Consider the following 12223-nt stretch of genomic DNA (forward strand, 5'->3'; position numbering starts at 1 on the left):
GACCTGTGGGAGCGAGCCTGCTCGCGATGGGGTATCTCAGCCCACCATAATGTTGGCTGACCACCGCTATCGCGAGCAAGCTCGGCTCCCGCAGGTGCTTGGTGTCGCCTCAATCCTGCGCGTCGATCAGGCTGGGGTGGCGCTCGAATGCCTGCTGGATAAAGCCGCGGGCGACCTCCGTGCCCAACTCCCTCACCAACAGCTCAATGCCGATGATCGCCAGCTCTTCCGGGCTGCTTGGGCTATAGGTGCTGTGGCCCTCCGACCATTTGGCCTTGATGGTGGCTTCGATGCTGACGGTGCTCATGGTGGGCTCGCGAGTTGAAGGGCTATAAGCTGAGTTAAGCATTTTTGCCCGGGGTTTGGCACTGCGACTTAGGCATTGGGGGAGGGCTGTGCGACACTTGCGCTTTGATTTTTCCAAGGAGCCCCGCCGTGCAGATCGATTTGAACGCGCCTGGTGGCCTGACCCTCGACGCCGTCCGTCAACTGTTGGCTTCGGCCAGTGATGACGAGCATACCCAACTGCGCGTGACCAAGGCGGGCATCGCCTACCTGTCTTCGGGGGTGGTCGGCGGCGCCGAGATCGACGGCTTGCTGTTTCGGCTCGAGACCTGGGCGAAAGGTTCGGGGTATGTCGGGCGCGTCGCCGCCAGCGATGAGGTCTGGGTTATGCAGATTTACAACGCGCTGAAGGACAACTGGCCTAATCCGCCCTTTGATTACATCGATGTTTATTGAGCGGGCGTTCATATTCAGACACGATTCAATGCGCAACGGCACGACCGGCTCAGGCAAACTGCCGGTTTTCTGAAGGTAGGCAGGCTGATAGGGCGGGTGTTGAAACCAAAACGCCATTTGGGCTGTCGCACGTTCTCTGTTTATTTATCAAGAAAGGAGGCTTCATGCCTTGGAAGCTCGTGTCATTGACTACTTTGCTGGCTACCGCGCTCTTGAGCGGTTGCAGCAGTACGTCCGAGTCGACCCCTGATCCTGTGGCAGCGCAGACGGGTAACGGCCGCTGTGAAGCGAAGGGGGCGGAGTTCGCCATTGGCAAGCAGGCTTCACCGCAATTGCTGGAACAGGCCCGTGCCCGTGCCGGCGCGCAGAATGCCCGGATCCTCAAGCCCAATGACATGGTCACGCTGGAGTACCGTTCCGATCGCCTGAATCTCACGACCGATGCCAACCTGGTGGTCAATCGGGTGAACTGCGGCTGATCGCCGGCTTTACAATCGACCATAAAAAACCCCGTCACATGGACGGGGTTTTTTTAGCGCGCCGAGAAATTACTCAGGGCGAACTTGTGCAGCTTGCATACCCTTTTGGCCTTTCTCAGCCACGAAGGAAACGGTCTGGCCTTCTTTCAGGCTTTTGAAACCGTCGCTTTCGATAGCTTTGAAGTGTACGAACAGGTCGTCACCGCCACCTTGAGGAGTGATGAAGCCGAAGCCTTTTTCATCGTTGAACCATTTAACGGTGCCGGTTTGGCGATTAGACATGGTGTATCTCCAAGAAACATATATTTTCAGTGTACTGTGCTGCTCAGGCCAACTGGGCACACCCGGGTATCATAGTCGAAATGTTCGATTTGGGAGCCCCCCAGAGGCACTGTTTGCCAATCAGTCGTGTTTTCTTTACCGCCTCAACTCGCTGAAAGCCCCGGTTTTAAAGGCTTTCAGCCGAAAATCGAGGCGATAAAAAAAGCTGTAAAACCTTAAAAATTCATCGAAAAAAAGGCCAATTCAGCTGGTTTTATCGATTCAGAAGGGGTTCAACAGTCGGTTTTGCTCACTTTTTCGCCGGGGCCTGGGCCTTGCATTTGGCGATTTCTCCGAGGGCTTTTCGTTGCAATGCCTCGGGTGCCTTGTTGTCCATCAGCGCTTGAATGTCGGCGGCCGGGTAGGACTTGATCGCATCGGCGCCGCACGCGCAGTGGGATTTGGCCGCTGCCGCGCCGATCTGTGGCGTAGCGGCTTGCGTGCACTGGGCCATGTACTTATCGCGCTCGCCCTTGGGCCAGTCGGCATGGGCGGTCAGCGGGAGCAGCAGGGCGAGGGGGGCGACTACTGCGAACAATGTATTCAGACGCATGCGAGGATGCTCCTTTCGGGTGAATGTCTTGTTATCTGAGGTGTTGCGTTTGCTTCAGTTCAGCACTCTGGCATAAAACCCGTGGTTTTACGCCCGCTTCATTTCGAGCACGGCGATGACCGTTCATCTGTGCTAGCATGCCGGGCTTGGGTATTTTCAGGCTGCGGATGACGACAGGTCCCGGCGGCGGTCAATGCTCGACTTAACCCTGATTTGAATCCCAGTCACTCTGGTTCGGTTTCCACGGTTGGCCGCAAGGCTCCTGCCGCTGTAAGGCAGGCGTTCGTCATTGAATGGCCTGGGCTGGATCTTGTACTGGCTCATCCCAACCCACGTGACCTTTGGTAGGGGTCACCACTAGGAGAGGAGGCGCCATGCCAACTATTACTCTTCCCGACGGCAGTCAACGTTCATTCGATCACCCGGTTTCCGTAGCCGAGGTCGCCGCATCCATCGGCGCGGGCCTGGCCAAGGCCACCCTGGCCGGCAAGGTCAACGGCAAACTGGTCGACGCCAGCGACGTCATCGACAGCGACGCCACGCTGCAAATCATCACGCCCAAGGACGAAGAGGGGCTGGAGATCATTCGCCACTCCTGCGCGCACCTGGTCGGCCATGCGGTCAAGCAGCTGTACCCGAGCGCGAAAATGGTCATCGGGCCCGTCATCGACGAAGGCTTCTATTACGACATCGCCTTCGAACGTCCTTTTACGCCGGAAGACATGGCGGCCATCGAACAGCGCATGCAGCAGCTGATCGAGAAAGACTACGACGTCATCAAGAAAGTCACCCCGCGCGCCGAAGTCATCGAGGTGTTCAAGGCCCGTGGCGAAGACTACAAGCTGCGTCTGGTCGAAGACATGCCGGACGAACAGGCCATGGGCCTGTACTACCATGAAGAATACGTCGACATGTGCCGTGGCCCGCACGTGCCGAACACGCGTTTCCTGAAATCCTTCAAGCTGACCAAACTGTCCGGCGCCTACTGGCGTGGCGACGCGAAGAACGAGCAGTTGCAGCGCGTCTATGGCACCGCCTGGGCCGACAAGAAACAACTGGCGGCCTACATCCAGCGCATCGAGGAAGCCGAGAAACGCGATCACCGCAAGATCGGCAAGCGCCTGGGCCTGTTCCACACCCAGGAAGAGTCGCCGGGCATGGTGTTCTGGCACCCGAACGGCTGGACCCTGTACCAGGTGCTCGAGCAGTACATGCGCCAGGTCCAGCGTGAAAACGGTTACCTCGAGATCAAGACGCCGCAAGTGGTGGACCGCAGCCTGTGGGAGAAATCCGGGCACTGGGCCAACTACGCCGACAACATGTTCACCACCCAGTCGGAAAACCGCGACTACGCAATCAAGCCAATGAACTGCCCGTGCCACGTGCAGGTGTTCAACCAGGGCCTGAAAAGCTACCGTGAATTGCCGATGCGCCTGGCCGAGTTCGGTGCTTGCCACCGCAACGAGCCCTCGGGCGCGCTACACGGCATCATGCGCGTGCGGGCCTTTACCCAGGACGATGCGCACATCTTCTGCACCGAAGAGCAGATGCAGGCCGAATCCGCCGCCTTCATCAAGCTGACCATGGACGTCTATCGGGACTTCGGCTTCACCGAAGTCGAGATGAAACTGTCCACTCGTCCGGAAAAGCGTGTCGGTTCCGATGAGCTGTGGGACCGCGCCGAAGCGGCCCTGGCCGCAGCCCTCGACAGTGCGGGCCTTGCGTACGACCTGCAGCCGGGTGAGGGCGCTTTCTACGGTCCGAAGATCGAATTCTCGCTGAAAGATTGCCTTGGCCGTGTCTGGCAGTGTGGTACCCTTCAGCTCGATTTTAACCTGCCGATCCGTCTGGGCGCCGAATATGTGTCCGAAGACAACAGCCGCAAGCACCCGGTCATGCTTCACCGCGCGATCCTCGGTTCCTTCGAGCGTTTTGTCGGGATCCTGATCGAACACTACGAGGGCGCGTTCCCGGCGTGGCTGGCACCGACCCAGGCAGTGATCATGAATATCACTGATAAACAGGCAGATTTTGCCGCCGAAGTCGAAAAAACTCTCAATCAAAGCGGATTTCGTGCCAAGTCCGACTTGAGAAATGAAAAGATCGGCTTTAAAATCCGCGAGCATACTTTGCTCAAGGTACCCTTTCTCTTGGTTATCGGAGATCGGGAAGTCGAGATGCAGACTGTCGCTGTGCGTACTCGTGAAGGTGCTGACCTGGGCTCGATGCCCGTCGCCCAATTTGCTGAGTTCCTCGCGCAAGCGGTTTCCCGGCGTGGTCGCCCAGATTTGGAGTAATTATTATTAAGCGTGAAATGAGACAAGATAAACGAGCTGCACCGAAAGCCCCGATCAACGAGAATATCTCGGCACGCGAGGTTCGGTTAATTGGCGCTGACGGCGAGCAGATTGGCATCGTCTCGATTGATGAAGCGCTTCGTATTGCTGAAGAAGCGAAGCTTGATCTGGTAGAAATTTCCGCAGACGCAGTCCCGCCGGTTTGTCGGGTGATGGACTACGGCAAATCGATCTTCGAAAAGAAGAAGCAGGTTGCCGCGGCGAAGAAGAACCAGAAGCAGATTCAGGTAAAAGAAATCAAGTTTCGTCCAGGGACGGAGGAAGGGGATTACCAGGTAAAACTGCGCAACCTGGTACGTTTCCTGAGTGATGGGGACAGGGCCAAGGTATCCTTGCGATTCCGCGGCCGTGAGATGGCCCACCAGGAGCTGGGGATGGAACTCCTCAAGCGGGTTGAACAAGACCTGCTCGAGTACGGTTCGGTCGAACAGCATCCTAAGATGGAAGGACGCCAGCTGATCATGGTCATCGCCCCGAAAAAGAAGAAGTAATCACCAGGGCACGGCAGGCCTTGCGATTATGTTTATCAACTGAATGCGGAGTATCCGAACATGCCAAAGATGAAAACTAAAAGTGGTGCTGCTAAGCGGTTTCTGAAAACTGCTAACGGTATCAAGCACAAGCACGCTTTCAAGAGCCACATCCTGACCAAAATGTCGACCAAGCGTAAGCGTCAACTGCGCGGTAGCAGCTTGCTGCATCCGTCTGACGTGGCAAAAGTCGAGCGCATGCTGCGCCTTCGTTAATTTTTGGATCAAGAATAGAGGAAGTAACTCATGGCTCGTGTAAAGCGTGGCGTCATTGCCCGTAAGCGTCACAAAAAAATTCTGAAACTTGCTAAAGGCTACTACGGCGCGCGTTCCCGCGTATTCCGTGTTGCCAAGCAAGCGGTAATCAAGGCAGGCCAATACGCCTACCGTGACCGTCGTCAGAAAAAACGTCAGTTCCGCGCTCTGTGGATCGCTCGTATCAACGCTGGTGCTCGTGTTAACGGTCTGTCCTACAGCCGTTTCATCGCCGGCCTGAAAAAAGCGTCCATCGAGATCGACCGCAAGGTTCTGGCTGATCTGGCAGTGAACGAAAAAGCGGCGTTTGCTGCGATTGTCGAGAAAGCTAAAGCCACCTTGGCTTAAGTACCCCCGGCAGTCACCGGGGTCCACCTCTGTGGGCCTGGGTGTCAAACGTCATAAATAGGGGAAGAGCCTTAAAGCTCTTCCCCTATTTTGTATCTGGAGTCTGTACATGGAAAACCTGGACGCGCTGGTCTCTCAAGCTCTAGAGGCTGTGCAAAGCGCTGAAGATATCAATGCCCTGGAGCAAATCCGGGTTCACTACCTTGGCAAGAAAGGCGAGTTGACTCAGGTGATGAAGACCCTGGGGAACCTGCCGGCCGAAGAGCGTCCGCAAGTCGGTGCGCTGATCAACGTCGCCAAGGAACGTGTCACAGAAGTCCTCAATGCGCGCAAGGCATTGTTCGAGGAGGCGGATCTGGCTGCCAAGCTCGCCGCAGAGTCCATCGACGTGACCCTGCCTGGCCGTGGCCAGACCTCCGGCGGCCTGCACCCGGTGACCCGGACCCTGGAACGCATCGAGCAGTTCTTCACCCACATCGGCTACGGCATTGCCGAAGGCCCTGAGGTCGAAGACGACTATCACAACTTCGAAGCGCTCAACATCCCAGGCCATCACCCGGCCCGGTCGATGCATGACACCTTCTATTTCAATGCGAACATGCTGTTGCGCACCCATACCTCGCCGGTACAGGTCCGCACCATGGAATCGCAACAGCCGCCGATCCGCATCGTTTGCCCAGGCCGTGTGTATCGTAGCGACTCCGATATCACCCACTCGCCGATGTTCCACCAGGTCGAAGGCCTGCTGGTTGATCGCGACATCAATTTCGCCGACCTCAAAGGCACCATCGAAGAATTCCTGCGGGTGTTCTTCGAAAAAGAGCTGGCGGTGCGTTTCCGCCCTTCGTACTTCCCGTTCACCGAGCCCTCCGCCGAAGTCGACATGGAGTGCGTGATGTGCAGCGGTAAAGGCTGCCGCGTCTGCAAGCAGACCGGCTGGCTGGAAGTCATGGGCTGCGGCATGGTTCATCCGAACGTGCTGCGCATGTCCAACATCGATCCGGAAGAATTCTCGGGTTTTGCTTTCGGCATGGGCGTCGAGCGTCTGGCCATGCTGCGTTACGGTGTGAATGACTTGCGCCTGTTCTTCGACAACGACTTGCGGTTCCTTGCGCAATTTCGCTAGGGCTTGTACGAAAAGTCGCCGAGCGGCGATCAGGCAAGGCGAAAACAGGCGAGGAAGCGGAGTTTACTGGTTGTAAATGAGCATTCCGAGCCTGTTTTCAACGCAGCATGATCGTCGCGCAGGCACTTTACGTACAAGGCCTGGGTCGCAGTCGGTAACGAATCTATTAGGGGGACAGGATGAAATTCAGTGAACAATGGCTGCGCGGCTGGGTAAGCCCGCAGGTAAGCCGGGACGAGCTGGTTGCTCGCCTGTCGATGGCCGGCCTTGAGGTCGATAGCGTTGCACCGGTCGCCGGTGAGTTCAGCGGCGTGGTAGTGGGCGAGGTGCTGGGCACCGAACAGCACCCGGACGCTGACAAGCTGCGGGTGTGCCAGGTCAGCAATGGCACGGAGACCTTCCAGGTCGTCTGCGGCGCGCCAAACGTGCGTCCGGGCCTGAAGATCCCGTTCGCCATGATCGGTGCCGAGCTGCCCGGCGACTTCAAGATCAAGAAAGCCAAGCTGCGCGGCGTCGAATCCAACGGCATGTTGTGCTCCCAGGCCGAACTGCAGATTGGCGAAGGCAACGATGGCCTGATGGAGCTGGCGGCCGATGCGCCGGTCGGCCAGGACATCCGTGAATACCTGGGCCTGGACGATGCGAGCATCGAGGTCGACCTGACGCCGAACCGTGGCGACTGCCTGTCCCTGGCCGGTCTGGCCCGTGAAGTCGGTGCACTGTATGCCGCTCCGGTGACGCGTCCTGTGGTCGCAACCGTACCGGCGGTGCACGATGAAGTACGTTCGGTCGAAGTATTGGCACCGGCAGCCTGCCCGCGCTACCTGGGTCGTGTTATCCGCAATGTCGACCTGTCGAAGCCGACGCCGCTGTGGATGGTCGAGCGCCTGCGTCGCGCCGACGTGCGCAGCATCGATGCTGCTGTCGACATCACCAACTACGTGATGCTGGAGCTGGGCCAACCGCTGCACGCGTTCGATCTTGCCGAAATCAACGGCGGCATCCGCGTGCGCATGGCTGAAGAGGGCGAGAAGCTGGTATTGCTCGACGGCCAGGAAGTGAGCCTGCGCAGCGATACCCTGGTGATTGCCGACCATTCCCGCGCCCTGGCGATTGCCGGCGTGATGGGCGGCGAGCACAGCGGCGTTTCCGCGACCACCCGTGACGTGTTCCTCGAAAGCGCCTTCTTCGACCAGATCGCAGTCGCTGGCAAGGCTCGTTCCTACGGCCTGCACACCGACGCCTCGCACCGCTATGAGCGCGGCGTGGACTGGCAACTGGCCCGTGAAGCCATGGAGCGCGCCACTGGCTTGCTGCTGGACATCACCGGCGGTGAAGCCGGCCCGATCATCGAGGCCGTCAGCGAGCAGCACCTGCCCAAAATTGCCCCGGTCACCCTGCGTGCCCAGCGCATTTCCCAGATGCTCGGGATGGACATGGAGGCTGCCGAAGTCGAGCGTCTGCTTGGCGCCCTGGGCCTGAACATCAGCGCCGATGGAGCAGGGCAGTGGCGTGTCGAAGTGCCAAGCCATCGCTTCGATATCAGCCTGGAAGTCGACCTGATCGAAGAACTGGCCCGCCTGTACGGCTACAACCGCCTGCCGGTTCGCTACCCGCAAGCTCGCCTGGCCCCACAGGCCAAGGCTGAAGCCCGTAGCGACCTGCCGGAACTGCGCCGACTGCTGGTGGCCCGTGGGTATCAGGAAGCGATCACCTACAGCTTCATCGATCCGCGCCAGTTCGAACTGTTCAGCCCGGGCGTCGAGCCGCTGTTGCTGGCCAATCCGATCTCCAACGACATGGCGGCCATGCGCTCGTCTCTGTGGCCTGGCCTGGTCAAGTCGCTGCAGCACAACCTGAACCGCCAGCAGGACCGCGTGCGCCTGTTCGAAAGTGGCCTGCGCTTTGTCGGTCAACTGGACGGTTTGAAGCAGGAGTCGATGCTGGCCGGTGTCGTCTGCGGTAGCCGTCTGCCGGAAGGCTGGGCACAAGGCCGCGATGTCGTTGACTTCTTCGACGTCAAGGCTGACGTGGAAGCGGTACTCGGTTTCGCCGGGGCGCTCGACGCGTTCACGTTCGTACCGGGCAAGCATCCGGCACTGCACCCGGGGCAGACCGCGCGCATTGAGCGCGACGGGCGTGAAGTCGGCTACGTCGGCGCGATTCACCCTGAACTGTCGAAGAACCTCGGACTTGATCGTCCGGTGTTCGTCTTCGAGCTGATCCTGGCCGAAGTGGCGTTGGGGAAAATGCCGAAATTCCAGGAGTTATCGCGCTTTCCTGAAGTGCGCCGTGACCTGGCGTTGCTGGCCGATCGCGAGGTGGCCTCCAGTGCTGTGCTGGCGGTAATCCGTGAAAATGCAGGCGAATGGCTGACGGACCTCAGGCTATTTGACGTGTATCAGGGTAAAGGCATTGATCCGCATAGAAAAAGCCTTGCCGTCGGCTTGACCTGGCAGCATCCATCGCGCACTCTTAATGACGATGAGGTGAATACCGCAACGCAAAACATCCTCACCTCGCTCGAAACCAGGTTGAACGCCACGTTAAGGAAGTGACGTATGGGGGCTCTGACGAAAGCTGAGATGGCGGAACGTCTGTATGAGGAGCTGGGCCTGAATAAACGGGAAGCCAAAGAATTGGTCGAACTGTTTTTCGAAGAAATCAGGCACGCTTTGGAAGACAACGAACAGGTCAAGTTGTCCGGTTTCGGCAATTTCGACCTGCGGGACAAACGCCAGCGGCCTGGCCGCAATCCGAAAACGGGAGAAGAAATCCCGATCACGGCTCGCCGTGTGGTCACCTTTCGTCCAGGGCAGAAGTTGAAGGCCCGAGTTGAGGCTTATGCTGGAACCAAGTCATAACGACGAACTACCCGTCATCCCGGGCAAACGCTACTTCACCATCGGTGAAGTCAGCGAGCTGTGTGCGGTAAAGCCGCATGTGCTGCGCTATTGGGAGCAGGAGTTTCCTCAACTCAACCCGGTCAAGCGCCGCGGAAACCGCCGGTACTATCAGCGACAGGACGTGCTGATGATCCGGCAGATCCGCGCGCTCCTTTACGACCAGGGGTTCACCATCGGCGGCGCACGCCTGCGCCTGTCGGGTGACGAAGCCAAAGACGACACAACCCAGTACAAACAAATGATCCGCCAGATGATCGCCGAGCTTGAAGATGTGCTGGTGGTGCTCAAGAAATAAAATTTCTGCTTTTAAATACTTCCAGTTTTCAAAAGCTTGCGATATATTCCTGAGCGTTCCGCTGAGAAGCGAAACAAGATTCACGCCTAGTCGGGGCGTAGCGCAGTCCGGTAGCGCACTAGCATGGGGTGCTAGGGGTCGAGTGTTCGAATCACTCCGTCCCGACCATATTTTTCAATGATCTGGCCCAGCCGTTAGCGGTTGGGCTTTTTCATGTCCGCAGGAAACGGTTTGTATGGGTATCCTTGGATACCCTTCTATGATGGGGCTGCAAAGCGCGATACTAATCAGGTTTAACCAAGGAGCAGATGCGATGCTGATCCAGTCCATTCAACTGACTAACTTTCTGAGCTTCGGGGCTTCTACAGCCGCTATTCCTTTGGGGTCGTTGAATGTCATTATTGGGCCGAACGGATCGGGCAAGTCCAACCTGCTGGAGTCTATTGAGCTTTTACGCAGTGCGCCGGAGCAACTGCTCAAGCCGATACGCGAGGGTGGCGGTGTTCGCGATTGGCTTTGGCAAGGCGCCAAGGGCACGCCTATAGCCTCGTTGGATGTTTTGCTTCCCCATCCGAATGGCTCCAAGAACCTGCGTTATCACCTGGCTTTTACCGAGGTGGGGCAGCGTTTCGAGATCGCGGATGAGCGGGTTGAAAATGAAAATCCCGACGGACCCAAACATCCTCAGCCGTACTTTTTTTACCATTTCAATAAGGGACGACCGGTTCTGAACCTGAAGGGTGGAGAGGTTCGTTCCCTGCGGCAGGAGGATGTCGATCTGGAAAAGTCCATCCTATCTCAGCGTCGCGATCCGGATCAGTACCCGGAAATCACCTATCTAGGACAAGCACTGGGCAAGATTCAGCTTTATAGAGAGTGGAGTTTTGGGCGCTATACCGCCCCTCGGTTACCTCAAAAGGCGGATTTGCCTAATGACGTGTTGGAGCCTGATTCCAGCAACTTGGGACTCGTGCTCAACCGGCTGCGCCGTGATCCTGCTGTCAAACACCGTCTGTTGACGGCTTTACAGGCGCTTTACAGCGGTATTGATGATTACGATGTGCGGATTGAGGGCGGCACGGTGCAGGTGTTCTTCCACGAGGGTGGGTTCACAGTGCCTGCGACCCGGTTGTCCGACGGTACTCTGCGTTATCTCTGCCTGCTGGCTGTTCTGTGTCACCCCAACCCTCCGCCGTTGATTTGCATCGAAGAGCCTGAGTTGGGATTGCACCCCGATATTCTGCCGACGCTGGCGGAGCTGCTGAAGGAAGCCGCTACGCGTACACAACTTATAGTGACTACACATTCCGATGTACTGGTAGATGCTATGAGTGATCAGCCAGAATCTATTCTAGTGTCGGAGAAAACAGACACCGGTACGACGCTAACGCGACTCAACGCCGAAAAACTGAGGCCCTGGCTGGAGAAATACAGGCTTGGGCAATTGTGGACAAGGGGAGAGATTGGAGGAACACGTTGGTGAAACTCTACGTCGAAGGGGGAGGAGACGCCGCTTCACTGAAAACAGCTTGTCGCGAAGGGTTTTCGAAATTTCTAGAAAAGGCCGGTTTCAAAGGGCGTATGCCCAGAATAGTAGCGTGTGGCAGTCGTAACGATGCGTTTGACTCCTTTTGTACGGCGATGCGTAACGGTGAGCTGGCCATGCTGTTGGTAGATAGTGAGGCGCCGTTATCCGAATTTACCCAGCCGGGTGATGCACAGCAATCTATTGATCGGGCCCGCTGGTTACCCTGGCAGCATTTGCAGCAACGTCAGGACGATGGTTGGCAAAAGCCGGTGGGCTCTGCGGACTGGCAGTGTCATTTGATGGCACAGTGCATGGAAAGCTGGCTGTTAGCGGATCGGCGAGCACTCAGGGATTTTTTCGGACAGGGTTTTCAGGAAGGACAATTGCCAGCGATTGGAAACTCTGTTGAGCGTGTGCCCAAGGCACAGGTTTATGATGCTCTTGCCAAAGCTACACGGGACTGCAAGTCTAAAAGTCAGTACGGTAAAGGAGACCATTCTTTCAAGCTGTTAGGGCTTATTGATCCGGGCAAAGTGAGTGACGCCTCTCCTTGGGCCAAACGATTTATTGAAATTCTTGAGCTACGTATGTGATGCGTAAACATTACTACAGTCCCAGTAGCAAATATGTGCAGAAGCTGATTCGCATGCATCAGGATCGGCACCAACTGCGTGGCCTGTTATTGGCTGGAGCCGAGTCTGCTCCAGCTGTTCCTTCGGATGGCGATTATTTCGCATCGTTACGTGCCAGGGTTCACAAGCTTCGAGACTTCCGCATGCTCGTC

Annotated in this window: 15 protein-coding genes, 1 tRNA gene and 1 pseudogene; 14 read left to right on the plus strand and 3 right to left on the minus strand. The window is 57.3% G+C overall.

Translation table 11 applies throughout. The features are described from left to right. Positions 1-109: 109 nt before the first annotated feature. Positions 110-307, minus strand: coding sequence for a hypothetical protein (locus tag J7E36_RS00820; protein WP_214998943.1), 198 nt, complete (start codon positions 305-307; stop codon positions 110-112). A gap of 128 nt (positions 308-435) precedes the next feature. On the opposite strand from J7E36_RS00820, the gene J7E36_RS00825 reads away from it, so the two are divergent. After that, entirely contained in the window at positions 436-741 is a 306-nt protein-coding gene (locus tag J7E36_RS00825) for a hypothetical protein (protein WP_214998945.1), read from the plus strand. 164 nt (positions 742-905) lie between these two features. Beyond that, complete coding sequence (locus J7E36_RS00830; RefSeq protein ID WP_214998948.1) at positions 906-1220, plus strand: I78 family peptidase inhibitor; 315 nt, start codon at positions 906-908, stop codon at positions 1218-1220. A gap of 69 nt (positions 1221-1289) precedes the next feature. On the opposite strand, the gene J7E36_RS00835 is transcribed toward J7E36_RS00830, so the two are convergent. Both J7E36_RS00835 and J7E36_RS00840 read right to left on the minus strand, forming a co-directional pair. Then, positions 1290-1502 carry a cold-shock protein gene (locus tag J7E36_RS00835; RefSeq protein ID WP_003179963.1) on the minus strand — a complete coding sequence of 71 codons (213 nt, stop codon included), beginning with the start codon at positions 1500-1502 and terminating at the stop codon, positions 1290-1292. A gap of 289 nt (positions 1503-1791) precedes the next feature. Next, entirely contained in the window at positions 1792-2094 is a 303-nt protein-coding gene (locus J7E36_RS00840; protein ID WP_214998950.1) for a hypothetical protein, read from the minus strand. A gap of 374 nt (positions 2095-2468) precedes the next feature. Between J7E36_RS00840 and thrS the strand changes: the two genes are divergently transcribed. From thrS to J7E36_RS25150, 12 genes and pseudogenes are all read left to right on the plus strand, one after another. Next, positions 2469-4391, plus strand: a complete 1923-nt coding sequence (gene thrS, locus J7E36_RS00845) for a threonine--tRNA ligase (protein ID WP_214998952.1) — start codon at positions 2469-2471, stop codon at positions 4389-4391. Continuing rightward, positions 4391-4942 carry a translation initiation factor IF-3 gene (gene infC, locus J7E36_RS00850; RefSeq protein ID WP_178084319.1) on the plus strand — a complete coding sequence of 184 codons (552 nt, stop codon included), beginning with the start codon at positions 4391-4393 and terminating at the stop codon, positions 4940-4942. The genes thrS and infC overlap by 1 nt, the downstream gene beginning before the upstream one ends. Positions 4943-5002: 60 nt before the next feature. Next, complete coding sequence (gene rpmI / locus J7E36_RS00855; protein ID WP_002553160.1) at positions 5003-5197, plus strand: 50S ribosomal protein L35; 195 nt, start codon at positions 5003-5005, stop codon at positions 5195-5197. A gap of 30 nt (positions 5198-5227) precedes the next feature. After that, positions 5228-5584: a 50S ribosomal protein L20 gene (gene rplT, locus J7E36_RS00860; RefSeq protein WP_002553161.1), complete on the plus strand. Its 357-nt coding sequence runs from the start codon at positions 5228-5230 to the stop codon at positions 5582-5584. A gap of 109 nt (positions 5585-5693) precedes the next feature. Further along, positions 5694-6710, plus strand: coding sequence for a phenylalanine--tRNA ligase subunit alpha (gene pheS, locus J7E36_RS00865; protein WP_214998954.1), 1017 nt, complete (start codon positions 5694-5696; stop codon positions 6708-6710). Between the two features lie 179 nt (positions 6711-6889). Continuing rightward, a complete protein-coding gene (pheT, locus tag J7E36_RS00870; protein ID WP_214998956.1) occupies positions 6890-9268 on the plus strand; it encodes a phenylalanine--tRNA ligase subunit beta in 2379 nt (792 codons plus the stop codon). A 3-nt stretch (positions 9269-9271) separates the two neighbouring features. Further along, on the plus strand, positions 9272-9574 hold the full coding sequence (ihfA, locus tag J7E36_RS00875; RefSeq protein ID WP_002553164.1) for an integration host factor subunit alpha: 303 nt from the start codon (positions 9272-9274) through the stop codon (positions 9572-9574). Then, the gene (locus J7E36_RS00880; protein WP_003179985.1) at positions 9555-9911 is read left to right on the plus strand and encodes a MerR family transcriptional regulator; all 357 of its coding nucleotides are present in this window, start codon (positions 9555-9557) and stop codon (positions 9909-9911) included. Before ihfA ends, J7E36_RS00880 begins: the two co-directional genes overlap by 20 nt. 91 nt (positions 9912-10002) lie before the next feature. Next, positions 10003-10079: transfer RNA gene (locus J7E36_RS00885), tRNA-Pro, on the plus strand. Between the two features lie 145 nt (positions 10080-10224). Continuing rightward, positions 10225-11394 (plus strand): AAA family ATPase, encoded by a 1170-nt coding sequence (locus J7E36_RS00890; protein WP_214998958.1) that lies wholly within the window; start codon positions 10225-10227, stop codon positions 11392-11394. Next, positions 11391-12032, plus strand: a complete 642-nt coding sequence (locus J7E36_RS00895) for a DUF4276 family protein (protein ID WP_214998961.1) — start codon at positions 11391-11393, stop codon at positions 12030-12032. The genes J7E36_RS00890 and J7E36_RS00895 overlap by 4 nt, the downstream gene beginning before the upstream one ends. A gap of 14 nt (positions 12033-12046) precedes the next feature. Continuing rightward, a pseudogene (locus J7E36_RS25150) lies at positions 12047-12205 on the plus strand (type II toxin-antitoxin system ParD family antitoxin); the annotation flags it as partial. Between the last annotated feature and the right edge of the window lie 18 nt (positions 12206-12223).

The sequence above is a fragment of the Pseudomonas fluorescens genome (assembly GCF_018614775.1).
Taxonomy (GTDB): Bacteria; Pseudomonadota; Gammaproteobacteria; order Pseudomonadales; family Pseudomonadaceae; genus Aquipseudomonas; species Aquipseudomonas fluorescens_BY.

Bases quoted from the DNA above. Each gene is read 5' to 3' on its own strand.
- J7E36_RS00820 (WP_214998943.1), bottom strand. From the start codon at position 307: ATGAGCACCGTCAGCATCGAAGCCACCATCAAGGCCAAATGGTCGGAG.
- J7E36_RS00830 (WP_214998948.1), top strand. From the start codon at position 906: ATGCCTTGGAAGCTCGTGTCATTGACTACTTTGCTGGCTACCGCGCTC.
- J7E36_RS00835 (WP_003179963.1), bottom strand. From the start codon at position 1,502: ATGTCTAATCGCCAAACCGGCACCGTTAAATGGTTCAACGATGAAAAA.
- J7E36_RS00840 (WP_214998950.1), bottom strand. From the start codon at position 2,094: ATGCGTCTGAATACATTGTTCGCAGTAGTCGCCCCCCTCGCCCTGCTG.
- thrS (WP_214998952.1), top strand. From the start codon at position 2,469: ATGCCAACTATTACTCTTCCCGACGGCAGTCAACGTTCATTCGATCAC.
- rpmI (WP_002553160.1), top strand. From the start codon at position 5,003: ATGCCAAAGATGAAAACTAAAAGTGGTGCTGCTAAGCGGTTTCTGAAA.
- rplT (WP_002553161.1), top strand. From the start codon at position 5,228: ATGGCTCGTGTAAAGCGTGGCGTCATTGCCCGTAAGCGTCACAAAAAA.
- pheS (WP_214998954.1), top strand. From the start codon at position 5,694: ATGGAAAACCTGGACGCGCTGGTCTCTCAAGCTCTAGAGGCTGTGCAA.
- pheT (WP_214998956.1), top strand. From the start codon at position 6,890: ATGAAATTCAGTGAACAATGGCTGCGCGGCTGGGTAAGCCCGCAGGTA.
- ihfA (WP_002553164.1), top strand. From the start codon at position 9,272: ATGGGGGCTCTGACGAAAGCTGAGATGGCGGAACGTCTGTATGAGGAG.
- J7E36_RS00880 (WP_003179985.1), top strand. From the start codon at position 9,555: ATGCTGGAACCAAGTCATAACGACGAACTACCCGTCATCCCGGGCAAA.
- J7E36_RS00890 (WP_214998958.1), top strand. From the start codon at position 10,225: ATGCTGATCCAGTCCATTCAACTGACTAACTTTCTGAGCTTCGGGGCT.